The sequence below is a fragment of the Janthinobacterium violaceinigrum genome, from assembly GCF_009208555.1.
Lineage (GTDB): Bacteria > Pseudomonadota > Gammaproteobacteria > Burkholderiales > Burkholderiaceae_D > Janthinobacterium > Janthinobacterium violaceinigrum.
Map to the genome: position 1 here is coordinate 1 of NZ_WFLI01000011.1, position 14,574 is coordinate 14,574.

At 59.1% G+C, this 14,574-nt stretch carries 13 protein-coding genes and 1 pseudogene; 5 read left to right on the top strand and 9 right to left on the bottom strand.

Annotated elements, in window-relative coordinates:
• The 3 genes and pseudogenes from GCN75_RS11575 to GCN75_RS11585 all read right to left on the bottom strand — a co-directional run.
• Positions 1 to 253, bottom strand: a pseudogene (locus GCN75_RS11575) (hypothetical protein); the annotation flags it as partial.
• Positions 254 to 281: 28 nt separating this feature from the next.
• On the bottom strand, positions 282 to 551 hold the full coding sequence (locus tag GCN75_RS11580; RefSeq protein WP_152282650.1) for a PAAR domain-containing protein: 270 nt from the start codon (positions 549 to 551) through the stop codon (positions 282 to 284).
• An 11-nt stretch (positions 552 to 562) separates the two neighbouring features.
• Positions 563 to 1,405 carry a M15 family metallopeptidase gene (locus GCN75_RS11585; RefSeq protein ID WP_193317469.1) on the bottom strand — a complete coding sequence of 281 codons (843 nt, stop codon included), beginning with the start codon at positions 1,403 to 1,405 and terminating at the stop codon, positions 563 to 565.
• A 222-nt stretch (positions 1,406 to 1,627) separates the two neighbouring features.
• Between GCN75_RS11585 and GCN75_RS11590 the strand changes: the two genes are divergently transcribed.
• The 5 genes from GCN75_RS11590 to GCN75_RS11610 are packed head-to-tail and all read left to right on the top strand — an operon-like array spanning position 1,628 to position 8,547.
• Positions 1,628 to 2,407, top strand: a complete 780-nt coding sequence (locus tag GCN75_RS11590) for a hypothetical protein (RefSeq protein WP_152282651.1) — start codon at positions 1,628 to 1,630, stop codon at positions 2,405 to 2,407.
• Complete coding sequence (locus GCN75_RS11595; RefSeq protein ID WP_152282652.1) at positions 2,404 to 5,313, top strand: type VI secretion system Vgr family protein; 2,910 nt, start codon at positions 2,404 to 2,406, stop codon at positions 5,311 to 5,313. The genes GCN75_RS11590 and GCN75_RS11595 overlap by 4 nt, the downstream gene beginning before the upstream one ends.
• 2 nt (positions 5,314 to 5,315) lie before the next feature.
• Entirely contained in the window at positions 5,316 to 6,221 is a 906-nt protein-coding gene (locus GCN75_RS11600; protein WP_193317470.1) for a DUF4123 domain-containing protein, read from the top strand.
• A gap of 13 nt (positions 6,222 to 6,234) precedes the next feature.
• Positions 6,235 to 6,897 (top strand): DUF3304 domain-containing protein, encoded by a 663-nt coding sequence (locus GCN75_RS11605; RefSeq protein WP_152282654.1) that lies wholly within the window; start codon positions 6,235 to 6,237, stop codon positions 6,895 to 6,897.
• Positions 6,898 to 6,900: 3 nt separating this feature from the next.
• On the top strand, positions 6,901 to 8,547 hold the full coding sequence (locus GCN75_RS11610) for a T6SS phospholipase effector Tle1-like catalytic domain-containing protein (protein ID WP_152282655.1): 1,647 nt from the start codon (positions 6,901 to 6,903) through the stop codon (positions 8,545 to 8,547).
• A gap of 18 nt (positions 8,548 to 8,565) precedes the next feature.
• On the opposite strand, the gene GCN75_RS11615 is transcribed toward GCN75_RS11610, so the two are convergent.
• The 6 genes from GCN75_RS11615 to GCN75_RS11640 form a co-directional block, all read right to left on the bottom strand.
• Complete coding sequence (locus GCN75_RS11615; protein ID WP_152282656.1) at positions 8,566 to 9,669, bottom strand: hypothetical protein; 1,104 nt, start codon at positions 9,667 to 9,669, stop codon at positions 8,566 to 8,568.
• Complete coding sequence (locus GCN75_RS11620; RefSeq protein ID WP_193317471.1) at positions 9,648 to 10,415, bottom strand: PoNe immunity protein domain-containing protein; 768 nt, start codon at positions 10,413 to 10,415, stop codon at positions 9,648 to 9,650. The genes GCN75_RS11615 and GCN75_RS11620 overlap by 22 nt, the downstream gene beginning before the upstream one ends.
• 89 nt (positions 10,416 to 10,504) lie before the next feature.
• Complete coding sequence (locus GCN75_RS11625; protein ID WP_152282658.1) at positions 10,505 to 11,422, bottom strand: PoNe immunity protein domain-containing protein; 918 nt, start codon at positions 11,420 to 11,422, stop codon at positions 10,505 to 10,507.
• Positions 11,419 to 12,306, bottom strand: coding sequence for a PoNe immunity protein domain-containing protein (locus tag GCN75_RS11630; protein ID WP_193317472.1), 888 nt, complete (start codon positions 12,304 to 12,306; stop codon positions 11,419 to 11,421). Before GCN75_RS11630 ends, GCN75_RS11625 begins: the two co-directional genes overlap by 4 nt.
• Positions 12,307 to 12,414: 108 nt before the next feature.
• Positions 12,415 to 13,440 (bottom strand): PoNe immunity protein domain-containing protein, encoded by a 1,026-nt coding sequence (locus GCN75_RS11635; RefSeq protein WP_193317473.1) that lies wholly within the window; start codon positions 13,438 to 13,440, stop codon positions 12,415 to 12,417.
• Between the two features lie 108 nt (positions 13,441 to 13,548).
• Positions 13,549 to 14,574: a PoNe immunity protein domain-containing protein gene (locus tag GCN75_RS11640; protein ID WP_152282661.1), complete on the bottom strand. Its 1,026-nt coding sequence runs from the start codon at positions 14,572 to 14,574 to the stop codon at positions 13,549 to 13,551.

Here is a 14,574-nt window from a genome sequence, read left to right on the forward strand (position 1 = left end):
CCGTTGGTGCCGCCTGGGCCTGCGGCGCGGCCGTGGCGGCGGCCGCCATGGCGGGCCCGGCTGCCAGCCTGGCCAGCAGTTTTTTGCCCAGCCAGAATGCCAGCAGCAGCGATAGCGGCAGCACCAGCATGGCGCCGGCCAGGTCGCCCGCTGTCGGCACGCGCGTGCTGGCGCGCCAGTACCAGATGGCGCCGCCCCAGCACAGGGCAAACACGGCCAGCACCAGCAGGCAGCGCCGCAGCCACGCGCGCATCAGCGCTCTTCCTTGTGCAGGCGCGCGCTCATGCCTGGTCCGTGGTGGTCTGCTGGCTGGCGATCAGCACCGCGCCGCAGCTGGTCTTGTCGCCGTGGCGGGCCACGGGGCGGCCATCGACGACCAGGCTCGGGTCGCCGCTGACGATGGGACAGACGCCGTGGCCGGGCAGGGGGCAGGCCACTTTGTCGCCCACCCGCGCGATGCCGATGCCGCCGCTGTCGCTCACGGCCGATGCTTCGAGCACGGTACCGCCGTGCGAGGTTTTATCGCCCAATCTGATTACCGGACCCGCCATATGCGCTCCTCTCAGTTTTTTTTCATCACACCGGGCAAACGCAGCTCGGTATGCCCGAAATCCATCATTTTCCAGCGTCCGCCCCACGTCATGCCCACCGATTCGGCCACTTCGCCATACAATTGATAGCCGCGCATGGCCCACGGATCCTTTTCCGAAATGACCAGCTTGCCGTCGCGTAAAAACGCGCAGTCGGCGGCCAGGCCGTACTGGTGCCAGCTTTGAAACGCGGCCGCGTTGCTCACGCTCGGTCCCATGGCCGCCAGCGTGTTTTGCCGCTCCGGACTGCGATAGCCTTCCAGCAGCGCCATGTCGTAGCCATGCTTTTCTTTCATTATTTTAAAGATAAGCAATAAACGTTGCGCGTATTCCGTATTCAACAGTGTCCAGTTGCGGCTGGCCGAGACCAGCAGGGGCCGCGCCAGCCGTACTTCTTCCGTGGCAAACACGAGCGGCGGGAGGTCGACGGGCGGCACCAGCTGCTCGCCCTGCAGCAGGTTGGCCACCTGGACATTCATTTCGCGCGTCGACACATCGTAGGCACCCAGCATGCGCTTGCTGTCGGCCATGAGGGCAAGGACCGTCGGCAGGCTGATCACGGCCATGCCCGCCAGGCACAGCAGGTAATGGCGTCGCAGGAAAGCGGCCGTGTGGCCGAGTGCGGCAGTCCCGCCCTGGCACACGCTGGCCAGGCCCGCCTGCCGGCTTCTGGCAAGGCGGCGGTAGTACGCGGCGAGGCGCTGTTCCGCGCCATTCATGGCTTGCACGACAAAATCGCGGCCGGCCGGAAACAGCGCCAGCCAACTGATCAGGCATGCCAGTATGAAATACAGTGCCACCGCGAGTAGGAACACGCGCACCTCAATCAAAAGAATGTTTGGCTGCAGAATTTGTGATATCCCCGGCTAATGCCGTTGCGGGGTCACGGATATTGCTCAGGAGTATATCTTACAAAACTGCTAATTAACGGACTGTGCATTTCAATTGTGCGGGGGTGCACACTGTTGATTTTATGGCACGCGTCATGATTTTGTTGAATAGCGTAATCTCTTGCAAATATTACAGGAGCTCACATTTTGCGACCTCACGACGACAGCCCCAGGGCCTCGGTCCGGCCCAGCTTATTGACGCCAGCGCAGCAGGCCGAGGCCGACCGTAACCGTATCCTGACCACGCTGCAAGGCGGCAAGGCGGGGGCTGTCGCCGGCGGCGCACCGGGCGGCCGGCGTGCGGTACGCTATGGAACAGGGGCGGCTGCCGCCCTGTTGCTGCTGGCGGCCGGCGTCTGGCTGGGACAGCGGGGGGCGGATGGCCAGGCGCTGGCGCCGGCCGTCTTGCCGGCCGCCGCCACTGTCCCGCCCGCGCCGCCCGCAGCGGCCCGCATTCACGATGAAGCGCCAGCCGCCATCGACCCGGCGCCGCGGCAGAGCCTGAATGACATGCTGACTGCCGCGCCAGCCCGTCCCCCTGCCGCCACGCCTCCCGCCGATATGCTGAGCAAGGCCCTGGAAACGCCGTCGGCGCCTGCCGCGCGGCCTGCCAGGACGCCCGCTAAAACGCCAGCCAAAAGCATGCCCAAGGCAGCCCACCCGCCGGCCAAAAAACCGGCCGCCAAGGCCGAGGTGGCGGCGTCCACCAGCCGCGAGGAAGAAAGCGATATCGCCTTGCTGGCGGCACTCGTGGCGCACACGCAAGCCGTTCCCGCCCCGCCCGCCAGCCTGCGGTCGCAGCTGCAGCAATGCGCGAGCTTGAAGCGCGCGGCGGCCGACGCATGCCGCGAACGCGTGTGCAAGGGCCGCGGCGCCGGCAATTCCCTATGCAAGGCGGCCAAGTCCGCCGCAAAGGCCGGCGCATGAGCGCTGCGCGCACGGACCAGGCCACGCAGGTCGGCGCATCGCTGGCCGGTTTCAGCAGCGTGACGCGGCTGTATGAACTGGTTCTGGGCGGCGATGGCGGCGATACTGCGGCCGGATTGCTGGTGGAAGCGTTTGCTTCCGACGAGCAGGTGCAAGGCGTGGGCGCGCGCGACATCATCGTGCTGTCCACCGATGCCAACCTGGCGCTGGCGCCGCTGCTGGGTCAGCCAGCTACCTTGCAGGCCAGCCTGGCAGACGGCAGCCGCGCCGCGTTCAGCGGCTATGTCAGCGCGGCGGCCATGCTGGGCAGCGAAGGGGGCCTGGCCCGTTTCCGGCTGCGCCTGACGCCGTGGCTGTGGCTGCTGAGCCAGGCGCGCAACAGCCGCGTGTGGCAAGACAAGAGCGTGACCGAGATTGTGGAAAGCGTCTTCGCCGCCTACGCGCCGCAGGCCGTCTGGCGCTGGAGCGACGACACGGGCCCGTTCATGCAGCAGGCGTCGCCGCGCAGCTATTGCTGCCAGTACCGCGAATCGGACCTGGCTTTCGTCAGCCGCCTGCTGGCCGAAGAGGGGCTGGCATGGCGTTTCGAAGAACAGGAGGGCGGCCACTGCCTGGTGCTGTTTGCCGACAGCAGCACGCTGAGCGCCGTGCCGGAAGACGCCAGCAGTGCCGCCGGCGGCGGCTTGCGTTTCCACGGCGCACGGGCCATGGAGCAGGCCGATGCGATCCAGGCGCTGCGCCGTGGGCGGGCGCTGAGCACCTCGATAGCGACCGTCCTCAGCTACGACTACAAGGCCAAGAAAGCCGTCAGCGCCAGCGTGCCCACGCGCCTGGCGCCCGGCGGCAAGAACGCCATGGTGCTGGAAAGCTACGATGCGCCGGGCCAGTATTTTTATGCCGATGCGGCCCAGGCGGCCCGCTATGCCTTGCTGCAGATGCAGGCGATCGAAGCGCGCAGCGCACGTTGGGAGGCGCGCTCCACCGTGCGCACCTTGCGTGCCGGCACCCGTTTTACCTTGACGCAAGGTCCCTTGCAACAGGAGGGCGACGAGGCACCCGCCCTGGTCGTATTGCGCGTGTGCAGCGTGGGCGTCAACAACCTGCCGGCGCAGGCCCGGCAGGGGCTGGCCGAACTGTTCGGCCCCATTCCCGAATTGCTGCAGGAAGGCTTGATGGACCAGGCGCTGGCGCCGGGCGATATCGCGCATTTCCAGCAAGTGATCGCGCAGGCGGCCGAGAGCGGCTATGCCAACCATATTGAAGCCATCGCGGCCGATACGCCGTGGCGCCCGGCACAAGACGGCGGCGACCTGCGCCATCACCCGAAACCCACGGCCTTCGGCAGTCAGAGCGCCATCGTGGTGGGGCCCGATGGCGGCGCGCGCGCCAGCGGCGGCAGCGAGATCCATTGCGACAGGCTGGGCCGGGTGCGCATCCGCTTTCACTGGCAGCAGGACGGCAATGCCACCTGCTGGGTGCGCGTGGCGCAGCGTTCGGCCGGCGGCGGCATGGGCAGCCAGTTTCTGCCGCGCATCGGCCAGGAAGTGCTGGTGCAATTCCTGGAAAACGATATCGACCGCCCCATCATCGTCGGCGCCCTGTACAACGGACAGGGCGAGGGCGGTGTCGCACCGACCCCGGGCGGCGTGGCCGATCAGCCGTCCGATGCGGGCGTATTCGATCCCGCGCGCGACCATGTCCCGTCGGCGCAAGGCAATGTGGCGGGCGGCAACAGTCCCTTGTGGCATGGCGCGGCCGGCGGCGCCGCCAGCCACCGCAACGGCGCGGCGCAATGGGGCATCCGCAGCAAGGAATTCGGTGGCGCCGGCGCCGGTGCCGGCTACAACCAGCTGCTGTTCGACGACACGGACCAGCAGGGCCGCATCCAGCTCAAGAGCAGCCATGGCGCCAGCGAACTCAATCTTGGCCACCTGGTGCATGCGGCCGACAATTACCGGGGCAGCCTGCGCGGCACGGGCGCCGAGCTGCGCACCGACGATTACGGCGCCGTGCGGGCCGGGGCCGGACTCCTGATTTCCAGTTATCTCGTCAACCATGACGCGCAGGCGCGCGACCCGGCCGGCGACAATGCGCCCGGCATGGTCTTGCTCAAGCAGGCGGCCAAGCTGGGCGCAACCTTCAGCGCCGCCGCCGTCACGCACGAGACCGTGGCGTATGCGGGCCACCTCGGCGCGGCCAAGGCCGATGCCAGCGTGCTCGACGAGAAGGCGGCGCCCTTGGCCGCGTTCCTGACGACTGCCTCGGGCATGCTGAGCCAGGACGATACGGCCGCCGCCAGGCGCGACGCGGCTGCCAAGCCCACCAGTCCCGGCGACGACAAGCTGCCGCACAGCAGCGACGCCATCATCGCCATCGCCGCCCGCGCGGGGCTGGGCGTGCTGGCCGGCAAGGACATCCAGATGGCGAACGGCGAAACGGTTTCGCTGATGAGCGGACTCGATACGCAATTTGTCGGTGGTGGCCAGCTGCGCGTGCACGCGGGCCAGGCCATCGGCACCCTGGGCGGCGTGGTCAAGGCGGGCGAAGACAATATCGGCCTGCAGCTGATCGCCGCCAAACAGGCCATCGACCTGCAGGCGCAGGCGGACGTGCTCAAGGTGCAGGCGCGCGACGACGTCCATGTGGTCAGCGCCACGGCGCACATCGACTGGGCGGCGGCAAAAAGCATCCGCCTGTCGACGGCGGGCGGGGCGAATATCACGATCGAGGGCGGCAATATCACGATCCAGTGCCCGGGCAAGATCACGGTGCATGCCGGCAAGAAGAGTTTTAGCGGGCCGCAGCGCGAAAGCTATCCACTGCCGGTCATGCCGCGCAGTATTTGCATGGAATGTCTGTTAAATGCGGCCAGGAGCGGCTCGCCCTTTGCCGCGAAGGGAGAGTAGCCATGACCGACAACGCGTGCGGCTTGCAGCTGCTGGCGCTGCTCAATAATCCCCCTTTTGACAAGGACATGGCCCTCTGCAGCTTGATTGACGGCGCCAAGTTCGATGGCTTGGCCCGTATCAGCTTGCCCAGCGATCACAGCGTCGAGCTGTATTTTCTGCTGGGCGAATCGGCCAGGCCGGACGCCATGTACGCTGGTCCGATATTGCTGCGGCATATACGGGGCGGGCAATGTCCCTTGCTCGCCAAATTGCTCTGCACGGCCGGCAGCGCCCATTTCATGTCGCTGATTGTTACGGACCAGCCTCTGCCGCCATTGCTGGCGCGGCTGACCTGGCTGACCGACGTGGTGCACGATGACGGGACCGAGTGGATCATGCGCTACTACGATCCCCTGGTCCTGCCGCACTGGCTGGACGTGCTGGAACCGGCGCAGCGCAAGGCGGCGCTCGCAGACATTACAGGATGGCTGTACCTGGACGCACGTGGGCGGCCGCAAACCGTACCCGGTGATCGGCATATGGCGCCCGCACCCGTGAAAAGCGAACCCATGTCCTTGACAGAACATCAATATGTCGAACTGATGAATAGAACACTGCCGTATATGGTGATGAAGCAAATCGAGAACGATGATGCGCAGGCGCTTGATGTCTTGCCGCCTGACCAGCGCTACGACTTTTTTTTCCAGCAGCTGGGCCAGGCGCAAGCCTATGGATTGAGTTCGGCCACGGACTTGAAAAGCTATTGCATGCTGGCGCTCATGTTCGGCGCCGATTTTCATCTGGCCCCGCCCGCCGCCATCGCCCTGCAGGCCGCAGGAACGGCGCAGTCCTTCAGCGACCGTGTCCTGGCCTGGAGTCCCGGGCAATGGGCTGCACTCGAAGACATTTCCGCTACCCGCGCATGAAGGCGATCCAGACATGAAAAAATTGACCTCTATCGTCTTGTGCATCTTTATTCTGGCTGGCTGCAATTCCAAGGAAAAGGAAGAGCGGCTGCAGCAGGCATTAAGCGAGAAAACCTTCACCACCACCTCATACAACTACACGCCCTACGATATTTATTCCATCGCCTTCAAGGGAATTTCACTTCCCTTCAATATCGATGAAGCGCCCAGCGGCGGTTCCATTTTTTTCCGCGACGCGAGCGAAGCGAACATGGACAATGGCGAAAAAGTCAGTTTCAGTAGCGGGAATTGCTGTTTTATCTGGGACGGTCCCGTGGACAAGCCGCTCAGAGTGCGGGTGGTCTGGAGCGTGGTGTTCGATACCAGCTACCACGATGGCAAATCGAGCGCTGATTATGACGAACGCACTTCCAGGCAGAGTTCTCCTGGAAGCCGCTGGTGCCAGGCGACCGTCGACATCCTGCCCGCCAAAGGGCCCGAGCGCCCAAGCATCGTGCTGTTTCACTTTCTGGCCGATGGCACAGTCCAGGCACATCTGGGCACATTCAAGACGCAATCGCCGCTGACTGCAGAGCAGGTGAAACAGCATGCCACGCGCCTTCCCCATGGCCAGTTCTGCAAGCAGGAAATTGAAAATCCGTTTTTTGGCATACCCCGCACACCTCACAGGGAATAGACCATGAGCAAACCAACGATACGCCGGCTTAGCGACGTCACGAAAAGCGAACGGATTGCCCGAGGAATCTATCGCAAGGGACTGGAAAACAGTGCGAAAGCGTCCGATTGCCGAAAGCCCGTCTGGATCAGCTGTTTTTTTGATGGAACTGGCAATAATTTCAAAAAAGATGGCAATGGTTCCCTGGCTGCGTCGAGTGAAAAGTACAGCAATATCGCGAAACTGGGAAAATTTGCCCATAAGGCCGAAGACGATAAAAGCCAGACCTACGCGATCTATGCGCCAGGGGTCGGCACGCCGTTTCCGGAAATTCAAGACAGCGGCGATGGCATCGACAAGGCACTCGGCATGGCGTCCGCCGCAAAGGGGCAGGCCCGGATCAGCTGGATGCTGAAGGAGCTGAAGATGCGGGTGGATAAACACATGCCGCATGTGAATCAGATCAATGTTGCGGTTTTTGGCTTCAGCCGGGGTGCGGCTCAGGCGCGGGGCTTTGTGCGCCAGCTGGCTGCGCAGTGCTACCAGCAAGGCGATGGCCTGATCTGGACCAGAAGTGGCGGCTTTATCCAGCCGCGCCTGGTGATTTACTTCCTCGGCATTTTCGATACGGTGGCATCGGTGGGCTTTGGCGGCAGCCGCCTCGAATCGAATCTCAAATATTATCTGGGACCTGTCTGGGGGGGCGTCATGTATATGGCCGACGAGGGCGGCCATGCGGAATGGGCCTCCGATCTGCGCATTCCGCCTTACGTGCGCTTTTGCGAGCATTATGTGGCCGCACATGAAGTGCGAGAGAAGTTTCCATCGGATTCAGTCCGCATTGATCAAACCACTGATTCGAACTGCCGGGAAACCCTCTATCCGGGGGCGCACTCCGACGTGGGCGGCGGTTATGACGACATGAATCAGGAAGGGCGGTCAAACGAGCTGTCGCGCATTCCGCTATGCAATATGTATCTGTCGGCATTTGCTGCCGGGGTGCCGTTCAAGTCGCCGGAAGAAGTGCTGCGCGATTACGGCTCGCTGTTTAACATCAGCAGCGAATTGCAGGCCTGCTTCGACACCTACATGAAGCACGTCGGCACAGACAAGCAGCTCGAGAAGCAGGTCATCAGCCACATGAACAATTACTATCACTGGCGCTGGGGGCGCACGGAACGCCAGCGCGCGGCACGCAAGGAACGCGAAGCCATCATCGCCAAGGGACAATCCGTTATGTATGCCACGCCGGACAAGTACATGACCACGACGGACAGCGAATGGGAGCGCGACGTGCAGAATATCGCAGAAAAGAAGACAGGCTTTTTCCGTAGTGCGACGGAACCGCTGGAAGATGCGATCTACGATGCCTGGAAAGGCAAGCTCCGAAAGTCGATGCCGGCGGCGGAGCGGACGTTATTCGACAAATTCTTCGATCGTTATGTGCATGATTCCGTTGCGGGTTTCAAGAATCAGATGAGTGACTCCAGTATCGGCTTTGTCGAAGCCAGCCGCTGGTCTCGAAATCGCCAGTATTTCATGGGGAAGCGAGGCAAGAAGTATCTTTACTGGCGATATGAGGGGTCAAAACCGGAATTGGGCGGTGTAAAAGAGGCGATGCGGGTACCGCCGAAAGAGGCGTCGACGGGTGGAGATACCGCGCTAGCTTAGCAGAAACGGGCCTGGCCGCTATCTGGCGCGGGCCGCCGCCCTGGCTTGCTTGTCGCACTCGCGCACGGCCGCTTTGCATGCGGAAAACGCTTCCAGATAGGTTACGGTGGTCTGCCGCTCTTCGACCAGTTCTGCCACCCGCTGCGTGCGCTGCAACGGTGTCGCCGGGGACAGTTTCTCCAGTTTCTTGTTGATGTCTTTGAGGGCACGTTGCTGATGTGCCAGCTCCGCGGCCAGCACGGCCTTGCGCTCGGCAGCGGGCAGGGCCGGATACAGCCTGCCATTGCCGGCCTGGACGCCGCCATCCTCCGTTATCGACTGCGATTCGTGCGGGTCGCGAAATTCCAGCGCCAGCTTGCCATCGGCTTGCACGATGACCTGCAGCTCCCCGGTGGCATTGCCGGCCGGCAGCGGCAGCGTGCGCGTTTCCGGCTTGCCGTGAGGCAACCAGCGGTACTCGATGTTCAGCTGCACCGGCGTGTGCGGCGTGGCCGGCAGGTAGAAACAGCAATTGGCGGCGCTGCTCATGTAAGGGTTCAGGGGATCGGTATCGACGGCATTGGCAGGATTGCCGGCGTCGCTGACGCCGACCTGGATGGGACGGGCGCTGTAGTTCAGGGTGCTGATCGCTATCTTCGCCTCGTCGGCCCCGGGCCGGTAGTCATGCTGGCTGCGCTCGCCGCGTTCCTGGTGGCTTGCCAGCAGCGGCCGGCGCTGCATGGGCTTGATGCCGATGGCAAAGATATGACTCAGGTAGCCGGTATCCGAGCGGCCGTCGCGCGAATAGCTGTCGCCGGGCGTGCGGTACAGGTAGCCGATGTCTGCAATGGCCAGGGTGCGCACCTTGCTGTCCTGCGGAAATAATGCTTCCTCCAGATAGCGATCCCTGGCGCCCATCACCTTCCCGGAGAGCACGCCAGCCCACGCCCGTTTCCCTGCGAAGCGGGGAAAGACGTTGAATTCGCCGTTGATGAACGGTTCGATTTTCAGCACATCCTGCGTCATGCCCGTGACGGGATCGATGACGGAATAAATCCCCGGAAAGGGCGAGTCGGCGGCTTGCGACAGCGTGGGCATGGCGCAGAGGAGGCAGGCTGCGATCACGGCGGGTCTGTGGCGCATGCTGGCGCCAATCGCATACAGGGTGGCTGACGGTGGAATGCCACCAGGTCGGCGGGATAGAATTTGTCATCGCGGTAGCTGCTGTCGTCGATATTGAGCAGGCAGGTGACGGCCGCCGCTTCCCATGACCAGTAGCCTGAAAAGGACGTGTCGCGCGCATGGCTGTCATGGTAGGGTTCGCGGCGGCTGGCGTCATACCATTGCTTCAGGTAATTCTTCATCAGCGCCGGGCGCTGGTTTTTTGCTGCCGCAAATATCTTGAGCGTCTTGACGTAGGGCATGTGGCGCGTGCATTCCTGCCAGTCGGTATCCCTGCCATCGATGGAAAATGCCAGCAGGCGTTCGACCAGCCCATCTTTTTCATGGTTGTTGAAGTCGATGATAGGCGCCAGGCGGGGCAGCAAACTGCCCCAACCCAGGAGAATACCAAGGCAGATCATGCGGTTGACCTGCTCGTAACCATCACCGGGCAGGGCGAAGTGGGGAAATCCCTGTTCCGCGGCGCTGGCCTGCACGTCAAAAGCCCTGTCATAGTTGGCAAACTCTTCCCAGTAGTCGAGTATCGTGGGGTATAGCGCGCGCAGATCGGCAGTCGCATGGCCGGCGCTGTAAGCCAGGCTGAGCAGGTCTATGCCATCCCAGGCCCGCTCGCGCGTGGCTGTCATGAAGTTTTCTGGCGGGATATTTTGCAGTACTTCGGCAGGTTGTTGCAAGCCGGCGGCCACCATGCCGATGCCTACTTCCATACCGTGCTTGCTTTCAAGGTAAATCGAGTAGGACAGCAGCGGTTCCCTGCGCCTGGCCAAGAAAGAGTGTTCGTCCAGAGTCTGCATCCTTACCCCCGAAAATCCGTGTCACGGCAGGACTGTTTGCCTTCGACATGCCCGACATCGCCCGCATCGTTCCTATCTATGCTGGTATAACGGTTTTCCTCGCGTAGTGTGCGTCCATACGCAACGAGATCTGTCGGATAGGCGAAATGATCGATACCGCTGTCATCGAGGTCAAACACAAAGGCCATCGCGCCCGCTTCAAATGCCCAGTAACCGTAATAGGGAGCGTAGCCCTCGTCGCTAATGCGCAGATGGCCGTTGTACCAGCGTGGATGATCCTTCATGGCAGGGTACCACTGCTTCAAATATTTTTTGATGAGCATTTGTGCCGCATCCTCATCGCTTTCATATACCGTCTGCAGCAACGTGTCGTAGGGCTGGCCCAGTACGCAGGTATCGAGGGTCATCTCATCGTCCACATACGCGCCAGTCAGTTGTTCAAACAGGCCGTCCTGTCCTCGGTGACTGCGAAGTATGCGGATGATGCGCATGACCGAGCGCTGATCGCGCAATAATATGGCGATACTTAGTAATTGCAGCGTATCTTCATAATCGGACAGGTCGCCGAAATTCGGCGCTGCCCTGTATCGGTATGGGCCATATTCGGGATATTGCGACAAGATTTCCTCTTGCCGATACTGATCGGCTTCGTTCCATTCCGAAAACCTGTCCACGATATCTGACAGCCGTGGCGCAAGTTTCTCGATTGGCACGCCAGCGGTGTAATCGAGCATCCAGATCCAGAAATTTTCAAGATATAAGAAATGGTGCGCCAAACTGATGTCGTCAGCGAATTCAGCTGATTCCTTGTTTTTCAGCTGAACTTGTAGCAGGGCGCGTGAATTCTCCAGGGTTTTCTCATATAGTTCCTGACAAAGAAATTGTTGGCGGCGACGATCATCAAATGGTGGATTTTTCATTCTATTCGCCGCGTTCTCGTTCGGCCGATGGTTTCATCTCCAAGGCTGGTGTGGCGGCCTGCTTTCCATAACTGTCGCGCATAATCGACCAGGTCTTTGGGGTAGACGAGATGCTCGATCTGGCTGTCGTCCAGGTCGAGTATAAAGACGGTCGCCCCTGCTTCAAATGCCCAGTAGCCGTAATAGGCGGCATTGCCTTCCTCGTTGATGTTGAGATGCTCGTCGTACCAGCGCGGATGATTTCTCATGGCCGGATACCACTGTTTCAGATACTTCTGGAGCAACTTGAGTGTGGTTTTCTCATCATCTTCATAAAATACTTGCAGCAGGGTGTCGTAGGGCTTGCTGATAATGCAGGTGTCGAGGTCTTGACTGTCCTCGACATATGCGCCAATTAATTGCTCGAACAGTCCATCGTGGCCACGGTGGCTACGCAGTACGTGGATGATGCGTCGCACCGAACGCTGATCGCGTAGCAGGATGGCGATGCTGAGTAGTTGAAGCGTGTCTTCATACTCGGAAAGGATGGAAAACTGTGGCGCTCCCTCGTATTCGTATGGCCCGTATTCTGGAAAGTCAAGCGCCGCTTCCTGCTGATAGAGTTGATCGACTTCATTCCATTCTTCAAATTTATCCACGATACCCGCGATGCGGGGCGCCAGTGTCTCGATCGGTTCGCCAGCCGTATAATCGAGCATCCAGATCCAGAACAGTTCCAAAAATAGAAATTGATGAATGACAGTTTTATTTTGTATTGAGTTGGTTATTTTTTTATTGGAAAGTTGACCTTCAATTAATGAGAGTTGATTTATTCGCGTTTTTTTATATGCTTGCTCATAAAGAAATTTTTGCCGACACCGTTCGTGAAAGACACTATTTTTCATAGCGAAATACCATTTTTCCTGTTTAGTGCAGATTTCTGCAAGATGTAGTCGGACATTGCGTTCAACGTAAATGCCTAACATACCTGGCTGTGTGAGATGACATATTGGCTATTGCTCTTCACTCCAGTGCCAGATGGTTTCACCGTATCCCGCATCGTCAAAAACAGGCATGATTTTGCCTTGCTCAAAATGGCTACGGCTGTGTAGCTTTGCTGGGGTTTCCCAGAAGCCGGTTTGGGGGCAGGGTTGGCCGCCGTCGACACGACCGACTTTATTTATTAAGTCAGTATCCATGCTTGTGTAACGGTGTTCGGCGCGTAACTTGCGGCCATAATTGACCAAGTCTTTAGGGTAGACCAGATGATCGATAGCGCTGTCGTCCAGGTCGAGAATAAAGACTGCGGCTCCGGCTTCAAATGCCCAATAGCCATAATAGCCAGCATAGCCCTCTTCGCTGATCCTGAGATGCTCGTCATGCCAGCGAGGATGATCCTTCATTGCCGGATACCATTGTTGCAGATATTTCTTGAGCAAGGAGAGTGTGGCCGTTTCATCTTCTTCATAAAACACACGTAGCAAGGTGTCATAAGGGGAGCCAAGTACACAGGTATCGCGCTCGACGACGTTGTCGACATAAGCACTGATCAATTGCTCGAACAAGCCATCTTGACCGCGATGGCTACGAAGTATGTGAATGATACGTTGGACCGAACGCTGATCGCGCGCCAAAATGGCAATGCTCAGCAGTTGCAGCGTGTCTTCGTAGTCGGAAAGTGTCGAGAAATCGGGCGCGCCCGAATATTTATACGGACCATATTCAGGCAGCTGCAGCGCACACTCCTGTTGATACTTTTGATCCACTTCGTTCCACTCTTCAAATTTGTCCACGATATCGGCGATTCGAGGCGCCAGTTGATCGAGGTCTATGCCTGCCGTGTAGTCAAGCATCCATATCCAGAGTAATTCCAGATACAGGAAATGATGAACGGAGGAACTTTCGCCTCTCGAATATGCATCCTTTCTGTTTTCTCCTCCTCCCCGTATCAAGGAAAGTTGATTTGTTCGTGTTTTTTTATAAAGTTCTTCATAAAGAAAATTTTGCCGACGCCGTTCGTGAAAGACGCTATTTTTCATGGCGAAATACCATTTTTCTTGTTTAGTGCAGATTTCTGCAAGATGTTGTCGGACATTGCGTTCAACGTAAATGCCTAACATACTTGGCTGTGTGAGACGACATATTGGCTATTGCTCTTCACTCCAATACCAGATGGTTTCACCGTATGCCGCATCGTCAAAAACAGGCATGATTTGGCCTTGCGCGAAGTGGCTGCGGCTGTGTAATTTTGCTGGGGTTTCCCAGAAGCCAGTTCGAGGGCAGGGCTGGCCGCCCTCGACGCGCCCCTTGCGCATTAGCGGTTCTGTGTCCAGGCTGGTGTAGCGGCCATCTTTCCGCAGCTGGCGTGCATAATCGACCAAGTCCTTGGGATAGACCAGATGGTCGATCTGGCTGTCGTCCAGGTCAAGTAAAAAAACCGTCGCACCAGCTTCAAATGCCCAGTAACCGTAATAGGGAGCGTAGCCTTCGTCCCTGATTCTCAGATGCCCGTCGTACCAGCGGGGATGATCTTTCATGGCTGGATACCACTGTTTCAGGTATTTCTGGAGCAGTTTGAGTGTGTCTTTTTCATTATTTTCGTAGAAAACCTGGAGTAAAGTATCATAGGGCTTTTCAAGAATGCACGAATCAAGATCTTGCTTATCCTCGACATAAGCGCCAATTAATTGCTCAAATAATCCATCCTGGCCACGGTGACTGCGTAGCACGTAGATGATGCGTAATATCGAATGTTGATCTCGCAGTAATATCGCAATGCCGAGTAGCTGTAGTGTGTTTTCATAATTTGCAAGCGTGGAAAAGTCTGGTGCTCCGTTGTATTCGTACGGCCCATAATCCGGAAACTCAAGCGCAGCTTCCTGTTGACAGAATTGATCGACCTCATTCCATTCTTCAAACTTATCCACGATGCCGGCGATACGTGGTGCCAGTGCATCGATCGGTTCACCCGCTGTGTAGTCCAGCATCCATATCCAGAACGCTTCCAAATACAAAAACTGATGCACTACGGAGTTTTCCAGCGTTGATTCTACTATTTTTTTATTTGCAAGTCGGACTTCAATTAATGCTAATAGATTTTCCCTTGTTTTATTGTAGAGCTCTTCGTAGAGAAATTGCTGGCGGCGACGCTCATGAAATGGTTTATTTTTCAT

Coding starts and splice junctions, on each gene's coding strand:
- GCN75_RS11605 (WP_152282654.1), top strand. CDS start 6,235: ATGAAAAAATTGACCTCTATCGTCTTGTGCATCTTTATTCTGGCTGGC.
- GCN75_RS11635 (WP_193317473.1), bottom strand. CDS start 13,440: ATGAAAAATAGCGTCTTTCACGAACGGCGTCGGCAAAATTTTCTTTAT.
- GCN75_RS11630 (WP_193317472.1), bottom strand. CDS start 12,306: ATGAAAAATAGTGTCTTTCACGAACGGTGTCGGCAAAAATTTCTTTAT.
- GCN75_RS11580 (WP_152282650.1), bottom strand. CDS start 551: ATGGCGGGTCCGGTAATCAGATTGGGCGATAAAACCTCGCACGGCGGT.
- GCN75_RS11640 (WP_152282661.1), bottom strand. CDS start 14,574: ATGAAAAATAAACCATTTCATGAGCGTCGCCGCCAGCAATTTCTCTAC.
- GCN75_RS11610 (WP_152282655.1), top strand. CDS start 6,901: ATGAGCAAACCAACGATACGCCGGCTTAGCGACGTCACGAAAAGCGAA.
- GCN75_RS11625 (WP_152282658.1), bottom strand. CDS start 11,422: ATGAAAAATCCACCATTTGATGATCGTCGCCGCCAACAATTTCTTTGT.
- GCN75_RS11600 (WP_193317470.1), top strand. CDS start 5,316: ATGACCGACAACGCGTGCGGCTTGCAGCTGCTGGCGCTGCTCAATAAT.
- GCN75_RS11615 (WP_152282656.1), bottom strand. CDS start 9,669: ATGCGCCACAGACCCGCCGTGATCGCAGCCTGCCTCCTCTGCGCCATG.
- GCN75_RS11595 (WP_152282652.1), top strand. CDS start 2,404: ATGAGCGCTGCGCGCACGGACCAGGCCACGCAGGTCGGCGCATCGCTG.
- GCN75_RS11620 (WP_193317471.1), bottom strand. CDS start 10,415: ATGGAAGTAGGCATCGGCATGGTGGCCGCCGGCTTGCAACAACCTGCC.